This window comes from Candidatus Eremiobacterota bacterium (assembly GCA_031082125.1).
Classification (GTDB): domain Bacteria; phylum Vulcanimicrobiota; class CADAWZ01; order CADAWZ01; family Ess09-12; genus Ess09-12.
On the sequence record JAVHLM010000035.1, the window covers coordinates 1 to 19,321 of the forward strand.

The 19,321-nt window shown below is 55.6% G+C and carries 17 protein-coding genes; 1 reads left to right on the forward strand and 16 read right to left on the reverse strand.

Going from position 1 to position 19,321, the window contains the following annotated elements; translation table 11 throughout:
* Positions 1-310 precede the first annotated feature (310 nt).
* From RDV48_26865 to fabF, 16 genes are all read right to left on the reverse strand, one after another.
* Positions 311-907, reverse strand: a complete 597-nt coding sequence (locus RDV48_26865) for a hypothetical protein (GenBank protein MDQ7826453.1) — start codon at positions 905-907, stop codon at positions 311-313.
* Between the two features lie 189 nt (positions 908-1,096).
* The gene (locus tag RDV48_26870; GenBank protein ID MDQ7826454.1) at positions 1,097-3,937 is read right to left on the reverse strand and encodes a CFI-box-CTERM domain-containing protein; all 2,841 of its coding nucleotides are present in this window, start codon (positions 3,935-3,937) and stop codon (positions 1,097-1,099) included.
* A 162-nt stretch (positions 3,938-4,099) separates the two neighbouring features.
* A complete protein-coding gene (locus tag RDV48_26875) occupies positions 4,100-4,486 on the reverse strand; it encodes a hypothetical protein (protein MDQ7826455.1) in 387 nt (128 codons plus the stop codon).
* A gap of 91 nt (positions 4,487-4,577) precedes the next feature.
* The gene (locus RDV48_26880; protein ID MDQ7826456.1) at positions 4,578-5,651 is read right to left on the reverse strand and encodes a type IV pilus twitching motility protein PilT; all 1,074 of its coding nucleotides are present in this window, start codon (positions 5,649-5,651) and stop codon (positions 4,578-4,580) included.
* On the reverse strand, positions 5,648-6,754 hold the full coding sequence (locus RDV48_26885) for a PilT/PilU family type 4a pilus ATPase (GenBank protein MDQ7826457.1): 1,107 nt from the start codon (positions 6,752-6,754) through the stop codon (positions 5,648-5,650). The genes RDV48_26880 and RDV48_26885 overlap by 4 nt, the downstream gene beginning before the upstream one ends.
* A 31-nt stretch (positions 6,755-6,785) precedes the next feature.
* Positions 6,786-8,624 (reverse strand): type II secretion system F family protein, encoded by a 1,839-nt coding sequence (locus tag RDV48_26890; protein ID MDQ7826458.1) that lies wholly within the window; start codon positions 8,622-8,624, stop codon positions 6,786-6,788.
* Complete coding sequence (locus tag RDV48_26895) at positions 8,621-9,871, reverse strand: serine/threonine-protein kinase (protein ID MDQ7826459.1); 1,251 nt, start codon at positions 9,869-9,871, stop codon at positions 8,621-8,623. Before RDV48_26895 ends, RDV48_26890 begins: the two co-directional genes overlap by 4 nt.
* A 128-nt stretch (positions 9,872-9,999) precedes the next feature.
* Positions 10,000-10,653: a prepilin-type N-terminal cleavage/methylation domain-containing protein gene (locus tag RDV48_26900; GenBank protein MDQ7826460.1), complete on the reverse strand. Its 654-nt coding sequence runs from the start codon at positions 10,651-10,653 to the stop codon at positions 10,000-10,002.
* Positions 10,650-11,033 carry a hypothetical protein gene (locus RDV48_26905; GenBank protein ID MDQ7826461.1) on the reverse strand — a complete coding sequence of 128 codons (384 nt, stop codon included), beginning with the start codon at positions 11,031-11,033 and terminating at the stop codon, positions 10,650-10,652. Before RDV48_26905 ends, RDV48_26900 begins: the two co-directional genes overlap by 4 nt.
* On the reverse strand, positions 11,030-12,916 hold the full coding sequence (locus RDV48_26910) for a hypothetical protein (protein ID MDQ7826462.1): 1,887 nt from the start codon (positions 12,914-12,916) through the stop codon (positions 11,030-11,032). The genes RDV48_26905 and RDV48_26910 overlap by 4 nt, the downstream gene beginning before the upstream one ends.
* 167 nt (positions 12,917-13,083) lie before the next feature.
* The gene (locus RDV48_26915; GenBank protein ID MDQ7826463.1) at positions 13,084-14,547 is read right to left on the reverse strand and encodes a diguanylate cyclase; all 1,464 of its coding nucleotides are present in this window, start codon (positions 14,545-14,547) and stop codon (positions 13,084-13,086) included.
* A 17-nt stretch (positions 14,548-14,564) separates the two neighbouring features.
* Positions 14,565-15,041: a hypothetical protein gene (locus RDV48_26920; GenBank protein MDQ7826464.1), complete on the reverse strand. Its 477-nt coding sequence runs from the start codon at positions 15,039-15,041 to the stop codon at positions 14,565-14,567.
* Between the two features lie 19 nt (positions 15,042-15,060).
* The gene (locus RDV48_26925; GenBank protein ID MDQ7826465.1) at positions 15,061-15,579 is read right to left on the reverse strand and encodes a hypothetical protein; all 519 of its coding nucleotides are present in this window, start codon (positions 15,577-15,579) and stop codon (positions 15,061-15,063) included.
* A gap of 99 nt (positions 15,580-15,678) precedes the next feature.
* Positions 15,679-15,999 (reverse strand): DUF167 domain-containing protein, encoded by a 321-nt coding sequence (locus tag RDV48_26930; GenBank protein MDQ7826466.1) that lies wholly within the window; start codon positions 15,997-15,999, stop codon positions 15,679-15,681.
* Positions 15,980-16,750, reverse strand: a complete 771-nt coding sequence (gene rnc / locus RDV48_26935) for a ribonuclease III (protein ID MDQ7826467.1) — start codon at positions 16,748-16,750, stop codon at positions 15,980-15,982. Before rnc ends, RDV48_26930 begins: the two co-directional genes overlap by 20 nt.
* Positions 16,740-17,981, reverse strand: coding sequence for a beta-ketoacyl-ACP synthase II (gene fabF, locus RDV48_26940; protein MDQ7826468.1), 1,242 nt, complete (start codon positions 17,979-17,981; stop codon positions 16,740-16,742). Before fabF ends, rnc begins: the two co-directional genes overlap by 11 nt.
* Positions 17,982-18,277: 296 nt before the next feature.
* Here fabF and RDV48_26945 point away from each other — a divergent pair, with 296 nt between their 5' ends.
* The gene (locus RDV48_26945; GenBank protein MDQ7826469.1) at positions 18,278-19,285 is read left to right on the forward strand and encodes a hypothetical protein; all 1,008 of its coding nucleotides are present in this window, start codon (positions 18,278-18,280) and stop codon (positions 19,283-19,285) included.
* Positions 19,286-19,321 lie beyond the last annotated feature (36 nt).

Consider the following 19,321-nt stretch of genomic DNA (forward strand, 5'->3'; position numbering starts at 1 on the left):
AATCAGTGATCGGCTTGCCCTGGAATTGGCGATCGATTATCTCTGGAATACGCAGCTACCTGTTTTTATGGCCTGTTCTGATAGGATTTTCAGAGTGACTTCATTGCGGGATATTTCCTGAGCTTTGTTTCTGGCAGCTCCTTAATAGAATCCAATAATGGCGCTGTTTTGAAAAATATCGTCGGATATGGGGTGAATTTCACGTTTTATGACCTCGATGGAGCAATTATCGGGAATCAGTAAAAAATTGCAAATTTTGGCGATTTCAACGGGGAGCGTATTCGTTATGGTGATTCCAGGGATCGGCTCTTCAGCCCGCTTTTTCCCGGCGCTCTTTCCACTCGTTATAATTTCTCAGTGATTCCTCTCCCAGCTTTGTTCCGAAGGTTCCTATGCCCGATATCTCTACGTTGTACCATGGAGTAAATTCGCCGCTTTTGCTGATGGAAAGCTCATCGGGCTTTATTATGACTATTTTGAGAGGCGATTCAATAGCAAAGAAAACAAACTGGTCGTCCAGCATTCCTTTCCAGAACTTTGAGCCCCCCATCCGTGTCCTCACCGCAGTTTCAAAATGAATTGCATTCTCATCACTGCCGGGACGGAGGCTCTTTGTCTTTCTGACAAGCTCTCTCAGAAGTTCTACCCTGTCCCGGGGAAAGGCCGAAAGATTCCCTGAATCTGAAAAACAAGCTTTTGCCACCAGAAAAAGGCCTCCCAGTGCGGGTATTCCGGCAAGAACCATCAGAGCACCCTGTTTTGCGAGATCTAAACCAGGGTTGCTCAGAAAAAGGGCGGCAAAAGTGGCACATCCCATGCCAAGCAGTACAAGACCCAGAGTGCCCCCCTCATTTCTGCTGTTCATCACCTCGGTGATAGCTTTGAGATCCTCAATTGAAGTTTCCATACCGGAACTGTCCTCTCTTGCCGAACGAGGGCTTTTTTAAGCTATCACCCTGACATGCCAGATGGACAGGCAATGTCGTCAAACATGGAAAAAACTTACCCATATCGGAAAACCATGTTTCTTTCTTTTCTGCTTCACTGTCCATTTGAGCCATCCTGTCAGTGATGCCTGCTGCTTTGAATTCTCCCGTTACTTGTTCTGTTTCACCGGGGAAAGCCTGCGTCGCCTTACGAGGATAAATACCACAATAAAGGCAATGACGGCAAAAAACGCCGTGATAAGCGTATGCTCAAGAGTGAGCACAACCGCAGTGAGAGCCAGCCTCACCGGTACGCGGGCCCATGAGTGCTGGGCAAGGTAATTGGCGACAGGAGGGGAGGTGCGGTAATAGAAGCGTATGAATTGCCTCCCGGGAGCGAATTTCGCCAGTGTCCCGTCGCGGAACTTTCTCATGATGCCGACGTGGGGATCGAGGTATGAACCGTAGGCAGCGGTGGCGATAAAACAGCCCCCGCTGCCGGCGCCGCTGTCCCCGAAAGCTGTGTAGCCGGTGCTATATGACGAAGCCTCGAGAGCGGTAGCTGCCATCGCGGCGTCCATGTAGTGGTGGGTCCCCGGCAAGGAGTTCCCGTAGGTATTGCCGGCAAGCACGCGGTAAGACAGGGTGCCGCTCTTCCCTGCTGCCGTGTCGGTGTACTGGGTCTGGCCTGCATCGACGGTGGCGATGTCCACGTAATTGTTTGCGCTGTTCACGCTCTTCTGGATGACAGTCTTCGCGCTGCCATTGTTTGTATCGAGCCACGTGAGGGTCACCTGGCCTGCGGTGGCGCTCTTGAGCTTCAGGCTGCCGGGGGCAATGAGGGCCGTGCCCCCTCCGGCGGGAACATTCTTCACCTCGAAGGAGTCAAAAAGGATGCGCTGGAAGACGGGAGCGGGGCCTGTAGGGCCTGGAGGCGTATCGCCCGCCTCAAGGTCGGCATTTATGGCTGTTGTCGTATACTGTCCTGTCTGGTTGTTGAGAAGAAATTCCACCTGGTAGCTCCCCGAGCCTGAATACTGGGTGAAGTAGGTGCAATAGATGCCGTCGTTGGCTTTCACATCGCCGTGGTAGATCCTGTTGCCGTCATCATAGAGGGTGATGGTGACCTTGGTGCCGTTCGGATGGGTCACGACAGCCTGGACCTGGCACCCGGTGATGGTTTCGCCATCTCCTACCCGGACTCCAACGAGGGTGGCCTGGGGAAAAGTGGCAGTGACGGCTTCTATCTCTGACTCGCCCATACCGGCACCCTGGCCGCCAAGCTCGAGGATATAGGCATCCTTGTCCGTTCCATCGACGGTGGCAGTCCATGTCCCTGAGGCGGGCTTCTCTATGCGCACCTGCACCTGGTCGTCAGTCTGCTGCACAAGGCAGCCCGATGGAGGGCTGCTGAGGCTTATGACGTTCCCCGAGGGATCCTTGAGCCCCAAGGTGAGGGGCCCGCCGGCGCTGCTGAAATTAATGATGACCTCGCTGTTCAGCGTATCGACGGGAAGAGAGTGGCTTATGGGGCTTCCGGGGTTGAGGGTGCCCGAGAAACGGGTGATCAGGTACCCCCCCAGCGCGTCAAGGGCCATCGTGCCGCCTGATTCCTCGGTGTCGTCGTCGGCTCTTCCTAGAAGCCTTGTCAGCCAGCTTTTGGCAGCAGCGGTGCCCTTGTAGGTGTATTTGCCGCCTGTCTTCTCGCAGAGCTTCTCCATATTCTCCCTGTTGCTGTCTGAAAGGGCAATGACGTTGACTGCCACGTCGTTTACGCGGAGCTTGTTGATAAGGGTGTCGCTCACCGTGCCGGGGCCGTTGGTATAGAGCATGATGGCTTTCAGCGAGAAAGGATGGCCGCTCCCGACAATTGAGGTGATTTCCTGGTCCAGCGCCGATTCCAGGTTCGCCGCATCGGTGGTGGCAGTGATGCCCTCGATTTTTTCCACGGCGGCGTCCACTTCGGCCTGGGTCTTGAGGTCAACCCAGCCATAGAGATCGTGAACTGCGCTGTCGAAGGTCGAGACTCCCACTGAGTCGCCGTCACGGCCGGTGCTCTGGAGGCGGAGGTTTCTCACCGCATCGACGGCAAAGCTCTTGGCTTTTGTGAGATCCGCGGCGGAGAGGCTGTCCTGGATCATTAAGCTGACCCGCGCTTCGGGCTTCAGGTCCTCGAAGGTGAAGGACGGCGGGGTGCCGCTGCCGTCCTGGGTGGAATCGACGGGAAGGCCGAAGAATGTGAAGAACTCGTCAATCACCGCCGAGCAGGACTTCTGGTGATCGCTCTGCTGCGCCGTAATGGCCCATGCCTTTGTGGGCGTCACCGGCAGGTCAGCGAAGTCTGTGATGGTAATCTCTGTAAGGTGCTCTGCCGCGCAGAACATATAATAGATATCCGGGTACTCGTGGGTGTACATGATGCAGGAATGATGAGGATTCACGGTGCTTGTGGCGGGGTCGGCCTCCTGGACGCAGCAATAGGCCTCCTCCTCGTCCTCGTCATCGATGGATGTTTCGACGCCGTTCACAATCCCCCTGATCTCGCTCAGGTACTCGTCCGAGAGGGTGAAGAGATAATGGCCCAGCTCGTGGAGGGTCACCGAGGGGTCATTGCGGTCCCTGTAATAAACCATCATGGTATCGGGGGTGCCCAGGGAGGTGTTTTTGCGGGTGTCCGGCTGTGTCACATGGGCATGGCCGTCATTCCCTATTATGATGTCGGCGCGCTCCTTGATGGTCGACGCGGTGCCCATGCGGATCGTGCCGAAGCGCAGCCTGCCCTTGGTGGCCTGCCAGAGCTTGGCATGGGACTTGGTGAAATTATCCTTCCATGCTGCCTGGTCCGCCGCGGTATCCTCGAAGTAGACGGTGAGGTTCAGCACTGTGCTCTTGCCGCTGGAGTCGGCCGTGGCAATCCCGCTGCCAGCCCTGACGGGCGGCGCCAGGAAAGCCAGTGCCGCCAAAAGCACGATGGCGAGAAGAAGAGCATTCCTTGTTCTGTTCATGGGCATCGGTGTCCTTCCTTCCTTCCAGGTCTCTCTATAACCATTCCTTTTCATTGCTTCAATACTGCAGGGGACGGCGCAAAAATTCCAGGGAGAATCGTGGGGATAGCTCCGGTGAGCCTCCTCTCCCCTACTCCGCGCTTCCTTTTTCACCGTTTCGGGAGAAACTCAGAACTGCTCCTCTTCAGGCTCTTCCCCGGGAAGCGGCTCCAGCGGCTCTTTATGATCTATCACTGCTGGAGCCTCGTTCAGGAAGTCAATTTTTTCGTAGTACTCGATAGTGGGCTTTTTCTGAAGCAGGTGGAAGAACCGCTGGAACTTCTCGTCTCCAATCTTTTCGCGGTATTTCTCCAGAACGTCCTGGGCTACGAACTTGTATTGAAACTCCAGGATCTGAAAAAGTATGGATGGGTTGTTCAGTGATCTCAGGTAGCTGTACGAGACAAAGCCCGGCTGTTCCTTGATGTGGCTGACCCAAAGCTTCATCGCCTCCCGGAACTCATCAAGCCGGTAAGGCTTCACAAGGAATATGACGATCTCCACGATGGTCTGCATGGTACCCTCTCAGAGAACCTATGGTTTCTTAGTAATTTCTCCTCTTTTTGCATATTCCCTCCGGGGGCCCCCGATGAACCAATCAGGAGATTCACTGCGAGGAGATGTGCCTTGAAACCATCTCCTGGTCGTAGGCCCGCTCCAGGGCAAGCTCCGGTTTGATTTTCCCCGCCCTGGCAAGCTCTATCAGGGCATGGTCCATGGTCTGCATGCCTTCCCCCCTGCCTGTCTGGATAAAGGAGGTTATGTTGCTTGCCCTGCCCTCCCTGATAAGGTTGGGAAGGCCTGCGGCGGCGATGAGGATTTCCACGGCGGGGACCCTTCCTTTCCCATCGGCGGTCTTGAGAAGCATCTGGGCGATAACAGCCTTGAGCGACTGGGAGAGCATGGTGCGCACCTGGTCCTGCTCCCTGGGGGGAAAGGCGTCAATCATCCTGTCCACTGCCTTTGATGCATTGTTGGTGTGGAGGGTCCCCATCACAAGGACACCCATCTCGGCGGCCTTGATGGCAAGGGAGATTGTCTCGTAGTCGCGGAGCTCACCGACCAGTATGATGTCGGGGGACTCGCGGAGCGCCGCGCGGATTGCTGAGGCGAAGCTTGTGGCGTGGCGGCCGATCTCACGCTGGTCTATGAGGCAGAGCTCTGACCGGTATACGAACTCCACGGGGTCTTCAATGGTGATGATGTGGGCCCTGCGCCGCTCGTTCACATACTGTATCATTGCGGCAAGCGTTGTGGATTTCCCGCTCCCCGTGGCCCCCGTCATCAGGATGAAGCCCCTCCGGCAGAGGGCGATGTTCCTGATGATACCGGGGAGTCCGAGCTCTTCAAAAGAAGGAATGGCCTGGGGGATCACCCTGAAAACGGCACCAAGGCCATAGTGCTGCATAAGAAAATTTACCCTGTAGCACGCCGCTCCTTTGACAGAATAAGAAAAGTCTGCGTTGCCGGTCTCGGAGAGGAGACTGCTGAGCCTCTCATCCATGAGGGGCATAAGGTATGCCTCCGCCTGCTTCTGCGTGAGGACCGGCATATTCAGCCTTATCATGTCGCCGTTTATGCGTATCCTGGGAACAGAGCCCACTTCCAGGTGCACATCCGAGGCTTTGGAGGCGCAGGCGTGACGAAGAAGTGCCTGGAGCGGTCCCTGCTGATCACTCATATCACGGCCTCCCCTGCTGTTTCAATGCTCACGCCGGCCTTCCTGAGGCACTCAGTCAGGATTTTCCTGTCGAAAGCGTGGTCCATTGCCTCGTCAATGGTGACAATATTTCCCGCTACGAGCTCCGCCAGGTGAAAGTCCATCGTCTGCATTCCCAGGGAGCGCCCGGTCTGGAGCACCGAGATGATCTGGAACGACTTTCCCTCCCTGATAAGGTTTGCCAACGATGCCGTAGTGATGAGCAGCTCGACGGCGGGGACCATCCCATTGCCGTCGGCCCTGTGGATGAGCTGCTGGGAAATGATGCCCCTGAGTGAGTCGGAGACCAGTGACCTGATAAGGGGCTGCTTCTCGGGAGGAAAAGAATCTATGATGCGGTCAATGGTCTGGGAGGCGCTGTTTGTGTTGAGGGTACCCAGCACAAGATGCCCTGTCTCGCTTGCCGTGATGGCCTGCTGGATGGTCTCCTGGTCCCTGAGCTCTCCCACCATGATGACGTCAGGATCCTCTCTCAGGGCGGCCCGCAGCGCGTGGGGAAATGAGACCACATGGGTGCCCACCTGCCGCTGGGTCACAAGGGATTTCTTCTCGGGGTGGATGAACTCGATGGGGTCCTCAATGGTGACGATATGAAGGGGCTCGCTCTCATTTATCAGGTTCACAAGGGCGGCGAGCGTCGTGGTCTTGCCGCTTCCCGAAGGACCGGTGACAAGGACAAGACCCTGGTGGTGGCTCATGATGCGGGATACTGCCTCGGGGAGCCCCAGATCTGCCAGGTGAGGCACCGTGCCCGGGATGAACCTGAAGACTATATTGAGGCCAAGGCTCTGGAGATAGGCGTTGCAGCGGAACCTGAAAAAGCCGCGGTTATCTCGGATCTCGTAGGTAAAGTCCAGGCTCTGCTCCCTTGTGAGCCGGTCAAGGTCGTCCCGGGGGAGAAGCTCGTGGAGATAGCCCTCGACGGCGCTGTGGGCCAGGTCCGGCATCTCCAGGCGGAAGAGCTTGCCGTAAATCCTGTAAACCGGCGGTGATCCCGTGGCAATGAGCAGATCGGAGCCTTTTGATTCCACAAGGTGCAGGAGAAGAGCGTCAACGGATGCCATCGAACCACCTCGAGAGTCATTTCCCGCTTCCCTAAAGAAGTCCTTCCATGACCTTCAGCATGGGGCTCATCGTGGAGATGACCACGAAGCCTACCAGTATGCCCACGATAAGGAGCACTATGGGCTGCATGAGAGCGGCAAACATCTCAAGGGCCGATTCAAGCTTCGTGCGGAAGAGGGTGCCCGCGAACCTGAGCATATCGCTTATATGGCCCGATTCCTCGCCGGCAGCGAGCAGCACAAGGGCCATTCTGGGGAAGAAGCGCGAGCCTTTCAGGGCATCCTGGAGCTTGCAGCCGCTGAAAAGACGCTCGCGGGCCGCGGCTATGGTCTCCTGGAGGATGATGCTATTCGAGCTTTTTTCCGTGTATTCCATGGCTTTCAGGAGCGGTATCCCCGATTCATAAAGAAGAGAAAGTGTCAGGGCGAAGTTTTCCGCCTCTGCAGAGACTATGGCATCGCCCACCGCAGGGATTCTCATAAGAAAAGCCTGTATGGCCTTCCGGGCGTCCCTGGAGCTCCAGATCCGCTGTCCCATGATAACGGCTGCGAATATAAGGATCGCAATGACAATGAAGGTGACAGGTGACCGCAGCGCTTCTGAAGCAAGCATGAGAAACTGCGTGGAAACGGGAAGGCTCACATCGAGCTCCTTCAGGAAGTCAAAGAGGCCTTTCAGGGTGAAGGCAGGGCCGATTATGAGAAGAGCCAGGCAGAGGATCAGGACAAAGATGGGATAGGCCAGGGCCGAGCGTATGTTCATCTGCATCTTGTAGGATTTTTCCGCGTGCTCGGCAATACGGTTAAGCATCTCCTGGAGGCTCCCGGAGTTTTCCGCGGCATGGAGAAGCCTTCCATAGAGAGGCGGAAATACTCTGTTGTTCTGGGAAAATGCAAGGGAGAGGCTCCCGCCCTTCTCAATAATATCCCGGCAGCTTGTGAGCGCTTCATACACGAGCGGATGCTGGGCCTGGACGGCAAGAAGGTTCAGGCCGCGGGCGATGGTGATACCTGAGCCGTACATGGCGGCAAGCTCGCGGTAGCAGGCGACAAGCTCCATGGAAAAGGGCATGTGCCTTGCCAGGAAGCCTCCCTTCTGGGATCCCCGGGGGGCGGCTTTCTCCGGGGCTTCCTCCTTTTCAAGGTGAGCCCTGGTCATTTCTCTATGATGCAGATGGGCAACTTCCTCAAAGTGAGCGCCCCTTCTCTGGTGCTTCTCCGGCTCATAGCCGTGAGTGGCAGCCTTGCGGGGAGGCGTCAAGGGAGGTATGTCTTCCTGGTACGGGTGGGGCTCCTCCTGGTGGGGACGGGGCTCTTCCTTGAACTTGAAGGTCTCTGGTGCCGCCGGCCTCTCCTGGTGCATCCCGAGGGTATCGGCTTTCTTTACTTCATAATGCGCTGCCGGCGCGTCGCTCACGCGGAGCTTCAACGGCTGCGGGGTGTCTTCCTTGCGGGCTGCCGGCGCGTCGCTTACGCGGAGCTTCATCGGCTGCGGAGTGTCAGTCTTCTGGGCTGCCGGTGCGTCGCTTACGCGGAGCTTCATCGGCTGCGGAGTGTCAGTCTTCTGGGCTGCCGGTGCGTCGCTTACGCGGAGCTTCATCGGCTGCTGAGGGGCGCTCTGCGCTTTTGCAGGGTGATGCTCAATCTCGTGATGGTCCGCTCCTGAGACGGCGCTTTCTCTCGGCCCTTCGTGGTGCGGAGGGATTTTTGCCGTTTCCTGGGAGGGAGGACCCTCGACTTCGATAAGCTTCCTTATGGAAAACCCCTTCTCCTCGAGGGATATGCGGGCCTCCTCAAGATCATGGGCCTTGAGGGAGCCTCTCACTTCGCCCCCCTCTTCCTTCTTCGCCACGTAGGAGAAGGTCTTCATTGCGGTGCTCTCTTTCTTGTTTCAGTGCCTGCCTGTTGTGCGGAACATACTGCAGACGTCATCCTCTCCCTCACTTCTTTGATTGTCTTGAAGCGCTGCTCCGGATCTTTTGAGAGCATCTGCATGATGACTTCTTCAAGGGCCTCGGGTATGTCGCGGCGGATGGCTCTGAGGGGCGGAGGAGGCTCAGTGATGTGCTTGAAGATTATGTTGACGGTATTCTCATCATCAAAGGGCCTTTTGCCCGCAAGCATCTCCCAGGCGATGATTCCCATCGAGTACTGGTCGGACCGGGCGTCCTGCTCGCATCCCTTGATCTGCTCGGGAGCCATGTAGGCCGGCGTTCCCAGGGCATTGCCCGACACGGTGATGGTGGAGTACTGCTCGCCTCTTGCCAGGCCGAAGTCCATCACGACGATACGGCCTTTCTCCGTGATCATGATGTTGTCAGGCTTCAGGTCCCTGTGGATGATTCCCTGCCCGTGGGCATATTCGAGAGCTTCGAGCACCGGGAGGTAGAGCTCCCAGAATGTGGCAAGGGGGAGACCTTTTTCCTTGAATCTTGATTTCAGCTCATTGCCCCTGATAAGCTCCATCACCATGTACATCCTCTTTTCCTTTTCCCCGCAGTCAATCACCTTGAGGATGCAGGGGTGAATGAGCCTGCTCGTGATGCTTACCTCTCTTTTGAAGCGCCTTACAAACTCCTCATCCTTAAGGGCCTCCTGCTTGATGACCTTCACGGCTACGCTCTCGTCATCATTGAGTGTGTCGTCGGGTACTGCCCTGTAGACGGAGCCCATGCCGCCCTCGCCCAGTTTCTCAATGAGAAGGTAATCGCCAAGCTTGACTCCCGCAAGGGGATCGCTGCTGTCGATAGCGCTCTTCTTGAGGGATTCCCACTGGGCCGCCCTTATCGTGGCGATCCTGCTCCGCCTGATATAAGGAAAGACCTTGAGATAGAGGACGGCGATTGCTGCAAGCACAAGGACAATAACATAGACGAGGTTGCCTATCAGGAAATAATAGATATCAAATATTACGGGGACCGTGGGAGAGAGGGTAAAGGTGCCCTTCTCGGGGATGCGGGAGGCACTCATCAGGACTGATACAGGGATGCGCTCCTCTTTGGAGTTATAATATTTATGCGTGAAATAGAGAGATACATGGGATATTCCTTTGAAGCGTGCGACATTGAGAGTTATCGGCTCATTGCTCTTTCCTACAGGGCTGCGTTCCAGCCCCACATGCACCTCTGCTCCGGGAGGCCATGTATAAAAGGTGACGGTCCTCAGCTCAGGCTCTGAGGCACCGGAGATACCACCAAGAAGCCCAAAGGCCGCCAGAATAAGAAAAATCACTTTGATGATCCGGATCACTGGTTCCTCACCGTCATAGTCTCTGTGAGCTCATAACGCTCCGGCTCCGTCGAGCCCGTATTGCCTTTTTTCTCCATCTTTATCGTTACCGTGAGGGGCGGGACCACTGCCGTGGCAGTTCCCCCCTGGGTCACCTTGAACTCAGTGACATCGCCTGCGAGGACCCGGCCTGCGAGGGATGGGTCCTCGGCAATGGTGCCCAGGGTGGCCTCATCGGCCCTCAGGGGCTTTACGGAATTAAGACTGAGCTGCGCGCTTATGGACGGCGGGCCGGGAGACTGCCAGACCTTTCTCACCACGGGGCTTTCCGGCGACTTCCAGGAATAGACGATGAGCTTGTCTTCCCACTGCTGCGTCCCGTCCTCGAGGACTGTCTTTATGGGGATCATCCCCACAAGGACAGGATACCCGACGGTGCCGTTGGTGCTCACCGTAAGGCCGCTTGCGGCAGAAAGGGCCAGGTCCCTTTCCAGCGTGTTCATGACGCGGAGGGCCGCCTGCTGCATCTCTACGCGGAGCGTCCCCCTGGTGGTACCGCGGGCCGTGGGAACGAGCATTGCAAAGAGGAGTCCTAAAACGACAAGCATGATGCTTGCCGCGATAAGGATCTCAGCGAGGGTGAATCCCTGTGGGAGGTTTCTTCTTTTCATTTCGGGATATTGCTTATCCAGGTAATCCGCTGCAATGTCTGGGTAAGCTTTCTTTCTTTCCAGGAAACGGTGATCTTGATGCCTTTCAGTTTTGCCGTATTGGTGCCCGCCTGGGTAAGCACCTCATAGCCCACGTCATAAACGGAGCCGTCGGGATCGGTGACCTGGGCGGGAGGGGCCATGTCAATCCCGCTGAAGGGCCCCGCCCTCTTCTCCTCGAGAATTGACCGGGCAATGGCGCCTGCCCTGATTCGGTGCCCCGTTTTCCTCACGCCTGTGAGGGCTCCCGGCAGGATGTTGAGCATCACGATGATGATGAAACCGATAATGCTCACCGTGAATATTGTTTCTACCAGACTGAAGCCTTTCCTGGCTTTCACTGCGGCTGATATTCCTTCCAGAGCGTGACGCGCATATTATCGGCCACGTTGAGGAACTGGTTGATGTCAAACTCGAAGGTGCCCACCTGCCTCCTGTCAGCATCTTCCTCCGCCACCGTGGTAATCTCCTGCGCTTCAGCCTCGGCTTTTTCTTTCGCTTTCTGGATTGCCGCCTGATAGGCGATCTGGAACTGGGCGTTGGCGCTTGCAATGATGGCGTTAGCAGTGGCTGCGGCGGCATTTATTTCCGCTTCCCAGTTCACAGGTCCCATAAACGCATTGTAACAGACCCAGGAAGACCATCCTGTTCCGAATGCGGAGACATAATACCCGGGGCAGAGATGGGCATATTGCGCGAAACCCGTCCCTGTCCAAAAATTGCTCATAGGCGCTATGTAAGTTCCATGAGGTCCGGAAACACTGATCTGCTGGTTGATCCATGGGCCTGCGACCTGGTAAGCACTGACACCATAGGCAGATGCAGAGGTAGTGGTTGTCGCAACAGTGATTTTTGAAACAATGGGTATCTTCACCTTGGTGTACTGGGGCACTTCCACGAGGTCGGCGTTGCTGATTTCCATGCTGCCGTTCTGGGCAGGGGCAGAGGTGGTGCCTACGGCTGCCGTGGTGTTCTCCTCAGGCGCGTTGGTGAGGAAGGAACCCATAAGGGTGATGTTGTTGGCAAGGAAATTGCCCTCGGTGTACACCACGCCCTGGAAGGCTGACTTGTCTTTCCCGTTGCCGCATATGCTCACGTCACCCTTGCCAGCCAGCACTGCCATGTTGTCTGTATCAAGGCTTGAGCCTTTCTCTATTATCGTCTTGCCGGTAACAAAGACCCCACCCTTACCCTTCAGGCCCCCGAAGATGTGGAGGTCGCCGTCCACGTAAAGCTTTGCCCCGTCAAGCTTAAGGTCGCCCGTCACGGTGAGATCGCCCTTGCTTCTGCAATAACCTTCAATGGTCATGCCTTCTATGGAGCCTTTCAGATCTTCAACGTACGGCAGTTCCTCTTTCGAAAAATTGTATTGTGTGATATCTATCTTGGGGAGCGGCACAGGATCGGCATGAGTTCTCGTTTCGCCCTGTATCTCTGTCCCGCCGTCGGCGTCAACTTTTACTCCTCCGGAAGACTGAACGTTTCCCGTCACTTTCGTTTCTTTTCCCAGGGTGATTGCCTTGTCACCGGTGCTGTCAGCAGTGCTGTTGGAGGCCAGGTGGCCGGGAACGACATTGTCAGGCTTGATTTTATCGGCACCGGCCGAGGCATCTTCCATTTTCTTGACTGCCGTTACCAGGAGTCCGCCGCTGGACTGGAACTTGCCTGATGAGGCGATAACGTAGGGGAACTGGGGCACGTGGATGATGGTTTCTATCTGGCGGACCGTGCCGTTGCAGATGCCTGTCCCCACGAGGTGGAGGCCGTTCTTGGGAACCGTGCGGCCGCACCCGTTCGCTGAAGTATCTTTCTTGATGTTGTTCAGGGACCATGGGATGCATACCTTGGTCCCGGTGACAGGGTTCACCACATCTTTCGCCCTGGTATCGCTGAAGGCGAGGAGGCCTACGGCCGAATCGCTGCCTGTTGAGTCCCGGGCCTGCACTATGTCAGTATAGCCCGTGTTTCCAGAAGTGCCGTAATAGACATCTTTCATAACGCTCTCGATGGCGATGGCAATTACTGATTCGGCCATGTTCCGGGCCCTGGCGGCGTTGCCTTCCCGCTGCACGGTGCTCATGTGGAACACACTGGTACCTGCGAGCACAAACGAAATCATCATCATGAGAAAAATCACCATGAGGACTGTGGCAAGCGCCGCTCCGCCTTCATTCCGGGAAGGTCTCTTTCTCTTGAAGAAGAAGGCAGAAAAATGCTTATCCATACCTCTGTACCTCCTGGATTAAGATAAGAGAATACTGGGAATAAGACGAAAATCCAGGTGCGGGTTTTGCTTGGAACGAGCGAGGAACCTTATTCAGCTTCTTACCTGGATCATAGCATAGAATTACCTTGGTTTCAAGTGAAGGCGGTTTCTGTCCGGGACCATTTTCAGGCCGGCGGCGGGGCATCGTCACCGGGGAGCTCGGCGGTTTTCTTCTCTTCCAGCGGTGCAGCCAGCGCTCCATCGGCTTGCGTCGGCTTCTGCCCGAAGCCTGGGTCCTCCCCCTGCTTCTCCTGCCCGGCGGTCTGCTCCCCTGACTCTTCGGGGGCGGCTTCCTCGAGGGTGGCGCCGAAGGGCCCCTCTCTCTCGATTATTCTCCTGTCTACAAGGAAAGAGCTTCCCTCTATCTTCTTCAGGTACTCCTTGATCTCATTGTTGATATGGGCAATCTGGAGCGGGTGGATGAGGGGGCGCTTTCTATTGGTGGCAATCCCTATGGAGAGGCTCACGAAGCTGAACTTGTTGATCTCTCCCAGCCTGTTCTTGCTCAGCACGAAGCCCCTTTTCCTGTCGGCTTCATCGTAGTAAAGGGGGACATGATCGTCAAAATCCCTGATGATGGCCTTGCAGATTTCCTCGACGCTCTCCGAGAAAGTGATGAACACGAAGCGGTCTCCTCCGAGGTGGGCCAGGAAGTCATCCTTCTCCCCTTTCTCCTTCAGGGCGCTCCATATGGTGGTGCTCAGGAAGCGTATGAGAGCGTCGCCCTTCTTGAAGCCGTATCGGTGGTTGAAGGAGCTGAAGTTGTTGATATCGACGGCCCCCACGGCGAACTGCCGCTTGGTGTCAATGGTGTCAAAAAGCATCTTCTCCAGGGTGGCGTTGCCGGGAAGGCTTGTCACCTGATTGAGATCCGAGGCGGTCCTCTCATGGAGCTTTGCCATAAGTGCGCCAAGAGAGAAGAGTATGACCTTCAGGTCGGGATCGCCTGTCACGGGAGGCTTCTCTTCGCTTCCCGCCGAGGCTTTGGCGCTCCAGGCAGCCACCTGTGAGAGCGGTGAAGAGAGAAGACCTGCGGCGCAATAGCTCCATATGAATCCCACAAGGAAAAGAAAGAGCACCACAATCCAGAAGTGAAAGACGTACTTTGACGAGAGGAGATCACCCCTGGGTATCTCCGCCACCATGATGAGGACAAAGTCCGAAGGCTCAATTACGCAGTAATTGATGACCTTGATGGTATTCTTCTGTTCAAGATATTTCTCTCCCGAGGGCAGGTGGGCTTTTACATAAGGGAGGATTGTCTCCTTTTCCTCGATGAGCCTCTGGGGCTCCATGTTCTTCCTGTATTCCGAGAAGGCCACTTCCCTGCCATCCCGGCCCATAAGCCATGCATAAAGGAGGCTGCCCACCTTGTAATACCTTATCTTGTAAGCAAGCTTCGCATCATATTCCTCCTGGTTGGTCACAATGGTCTCGAGCTCGCCCACCAGCCTTGAATACTCATGCTTTATCATGGTCGCGGTAAGTGCCAGCTCGACGCGCTGGAAAGAGAAGGCCATGGCGAGGGAGACAAGGAGAAGGATGAGAAGATAGGGAGCCAGTATGGCGACAAATATTCTAAGTTTCACCTCGTTACCCTCCGCAGTTATTCCCTGCTGAAATTTATAGGCTTGCCCTTCAGGATCTCCTTCTGCTCAAGGGGGGAAAGCTTCACAGAGGCGAGCTTCCACCTGTTCTTCTCACGCTGAAGATCACAGGTGCCCCCGTAGAGGGCATGGTAATATTTTCCCTCATACCGCATATGGATCCGCGCTTTCACTTTCATCTTGGCAAGGTAACAGTCGCTGTCAAAGATCCTGATATCCACGATCTTTGCGCTCTCTATGTCAGCCGCTTTTTCCCTGAACCGCGGGAAGGGAATCTCCTGCTTTACTGCGAGGGAGAAATAGTCATAGGCGGCTTCATATTTTTTCTGCGAGAAGCACTGGAAAAAATTCTTCACGGCCTTCGATATCTCCTGTTCTGAAGCCGCGACGGGTGCCGCAGGAAGGACAAGGAGGGAGCAGAAAATAATGCATCGTAGCAGAACCTGTTCCACTACGATGCATCTGTTTGTTTTCACTAATCCTTCGCCGGGAATCTCAGCGCTTCTTGGGGCCCGGGGCGATATTACCCATCTGGGCACCCATCCCTGAGGACTTCTCAGGGCTCTTCTTCGCCTGGGGAGGCTTCTCCGCCTTGGCTGCCGGCTGCTTTGCCGCTGCAGGGCCTTCGGCCTTGCGCACCACGAGAGGATATTCCAGCGCAAGCTCATCGCTGAGATATATCTGTATCCAGTAGGTGCCGGGCTGGGGGAACATCACGTCCTGGAAAAGATTGATGGCCATGAAGGGCGTTTCCAGCTCCTTGAGATCAAAAGGCTGCTTCCCTGTGCCGATGAGGGCAGACTTCTTATCGGGATTCAGTATTTTCATCTCCTGGGCAAAGTTGCCCTGCCCGTTGCACCAGCCGTTGGCGATAAAAAAGCCTCTCCCGGGGAACTTGAAGGGAAACTCCGGGAAGGGGAGCTCGTAGAATATCCTGCTGAAGCTGGGCGGCCCCTTCTCATCTTCCACAACTTCGAGGCATGGCACTGAGAACTGGAGAGACGGACGTTTCATGCTACACCACCTTATAATAGATATTTTGTGCAGTCTTCAGAGAGCATTTCCAAGCCCAGGAGAAAACTCCCACTTCTCCAATATTCTTCACATGAAGGGCTATTCCTGCCCTTTCACGGCAGTCACTTTCCTGATGAGGGTGTCCATGGCAACTCCCGTTATTGCCAGGAGCTTGTCCTTTGCCCGGGCTCCCCTCACAAGGGAGATATCAGATTTTCTTATCCCGAGGAAAGAGGCAAGGTATTCAATGAGGGCCTCATTGGCCCTGCCCTCCTGCGGAAGGGCCCTCAGCTTCACGTGGATGACTCCGTCCTTGAAGGCCGCTATCTCATCCCTGGCGGAGCGCGGGTGCACCTTGACCGCTATATGAATCCTGTTTTCCGTGAGGGGCCTTTCCCCGCTATTCCTCTTCTTTGACATTCCCGTCGGAGCCTGAGAGCCCGCTGTCAAGGTATGACTTCATGTAATTGAGAGCCATTTCGGCAGCCACCTTTTCCGCCTCCTTCTTGCTTGCGCCGCTCCCCTCCCCGAGGACCTCGCCCCTGAAATTGACCCTCACGAAAAAAGTCTTCTGGTGAGGGGGCCCTTCCTCTTTCACCACCGAGTAGAGAGGAAGGCTCTTGTAGTATTTCTGCGTATGCTCCTGGAGAAGGCTCTTGGAGTTCTTTCTCACGTCCGGCACCTCGTCGAAGGCATCGATAAAGTGCGATGTGATGAGCTTTTCTGCCATTTCCAGGCCCCTGTCGATATACACGGCGCCAAGCAGTGCCTCGTAGGCATCGGTGAGGACCGAGGGGCGCTCCCTTCCCCCGGTGAGCTCCTCGCCGCGGCCAAGGATCACAAAATGTCCCAGACCGAGCTTTTTCGCGATGGAGGAGAGAAACTCGGTGCTCACGAGGTAGGCCTTCATATGGGCCAGGACGCCTTCAGGGGATTCGGGGTACTTGCGGTAAAGCAGGTGGCTTATCACCATTCCAAGCACTGAATCGCCAAGAAACTCAAGGCGCTCGTTACTTCCCCATGGGGGTGACGACTCCCGGTAATAGGAGTCATGAGTGAGCGCCCTCAGGAGCGGGAGAGGGTCGCCGAACTCAATTTCCAGCGCCTCCTGGAGCTCTGTGAGCTTCTCAAGGAATGGAAGTGCATCTTCATCAAGAGACTCATGCATCATACTTCTTATAGATAAGGACTGAGTTCTGCCCTCCGAAGCCGAAGCTGTTGTTGACGGCATAGCTTATCTCCCGCTTCACGGCCACGTTGGGAACATAGTCGAGATCACAGTCAGGGTCAGGGAACTCATAATTGATCGTGGGCGGGAGAATACCAGTCCTGAGCGCCTGGATGCAGACCACCGATTCCAGGGCGCCGGCGGCGCCGAGGGCATGGCCCATCACCGACTTCGATGAGCTTATAGCCACCTTGCGGGCATGGTCGCCAAAAACGCTCTTGATGGCCATGGTCTCTCCCCTGTCTCCTGCCGGCGTTGAAGTGCCGTGGGCATTGATGTACCCTATCTCTTCCGGCTTCACGCCCGCTTTTCTGAGCGCCATCTTTATTGCCCTTGCGGCTCCATTCCCTTCAGGCTCAGGGTTCGTAATATGATGGGCATCGGCAGTCATGCCGAATCCCACGAGCTCGGCATAGATATGGGCACCCCTGGCGCGGGCGTGCTCATACTCCTCAAGGACAAAAACGCCTGCACCCTCGGCCATCACGAAGCCGTTTCTCTTCGCGTCAAAGGGCCTCGATGCCTTTGCCGGCTCGTCGTTCCTCGTGGAAGTGGCTTTCATGTTGGCAAAGCCTGCAAAGGCGAGCTTGGAGATGGTGGCTTCAGAGCCGCCGACTATCATGGCGTTCGCATCGCCCCGCTTTATTATATGCCACGATTCCCCGATGGAATGGGCGGCGGTGGCGCAGGCCGTCACGATGCTCAGGTTGGGCCCTTTTATCCCGTGGCGGATACCCACATGGCCTGATGCCATGTTTGAGATCAGCATGGGGATAAAGAAGGGGCTTACCTTGTCGGGGCCTTTATCCAGCAGGATGGAATGCTGCTCCTCCAGGGTATGCATGCCCCCTATTCCCGAGCCTATACAGACACCAATATCCTCGCGGTTGCCGTCATCGATGATCAGCTTTGAATCATCTATGGCATATTTCGCTGCAAGGACTGCAAACTGGAGATACCGGTCCATCTTGCGGAGATCTTTTCTGCTGATATGCTCTTCCGGGCTGAAATCCCGGACTTCGCCGCCTATTCTCACGTCAAAATTTGTCACGTCGAAGCTTTTTATGATATCGATCCCTGATTTGCCGTTTACTATGGCATCCCAGAACGCGGGGAGAGAGTTTCCCACGCAGGAAAGGAGGCCGATTCCCGTAATCACTACCCTTTTCTCCATTGTTCAACTCCTTCTGAGGATATTTCATATTAAGTGCCCATATTTCGAGAAATCCGGGGACAAAGGGTGACCCATCTCTCGTCATGACGGGTTCCAGGTGATAATCCTGGCAAGCAAAAAGATTTTATCATGATTCTACAGCACTTCTTTTGTTCCTGCAGAGCGACAGGCTATTGCCGCTCGGGATTTCCAGAGCGCCATGAAGGATTTCACCATTGACAAGGATGAATTCTTGGAATATCGGTCTTTCTGCAAGGGTAACAAATGAGGAGCCAGGAGCAGGAAGGGAGGGGGAAATGGTGGGATTCATGCACGGCAGAAGCGGCGGAAGCCGTAATCACCTGGGAAGAGTTCTCCTGCTTTTACTGGTCGCGGTCATTTTTCTCCTCTCTACTGCAGGCGGTGCGGGAGCCATTGAGATAAACAGGGTTACGCCGGCCCCCGGCGCCGTCGTGGAAGAGGAAAAGCCCACGGTGTATATCTATTTCACCCTTGCCAAAAAGGAAGAGCTCAATCCCGGGAAGCTGAAAGTCTTTCTCAACGACAAGGATGTCTCGTGGAAATGCCTCTCCCTTCCCCAGTCGGTCTCATTGGAGCCTTCATTCCGCTTCCCTGAAGGCACCAATACCATCAGGGTTCTCTATGACAGGGGCGAAGGCGATCCCCTCAGGTATGAGTGGTCTTTTACCATAAAGACAAAGGAGACGGTGAAGAGCGGTCTCACTCATAATGCCGCTGACACCCTCTTTGAGGGCGACATGCTCGAGGTGAGCCTGAAGGCCGAGCCCGGGGGTAAGGCCTCTTTCAGCATCGGCTCGCTGAAACAGGGTATTGCCATGGAGGAGGAGTCAACGGGGCTCTACAAAGGAAAATACAGGGTCAGCCGTGACGATACTCTCAAGAACGAGAAAATCACCGCCAGGTTTACCTCCAGGGAGGGGAGCGCCACTGACTATGAGGCTGAGAAGCCTGTGAAAATAGCAGGCTATTTCTTCAAGGTCCGTATAATGAAACCTCTCAATGACTCAAAGGTGGACAGCTATTTTGATATCGAGGGAAAGACGCGGCCGGGGGCCAAGGTTTCCATTGCCCCCCAGACAGGCTTCATGGGGAGCTTCGGCACCAATGTGCCCTCGGGCGCCCAGGGCGCCATCGAGGTGATGGCTGATGAGAACGGCTTCTTCAAGCTCCACTATGGCTTTCCCATCAAGCTCCCCGGCACCCAGCACCGCTTCATCGTGAGCGCCTGGGACAAGGACGGAAACAGGTCCATCCCCTACGTCTTCTCCGTAAAAGTGAAGTAACTGGAGAGAAGGCCAGGGGCAATTCTCCCGGCAAAC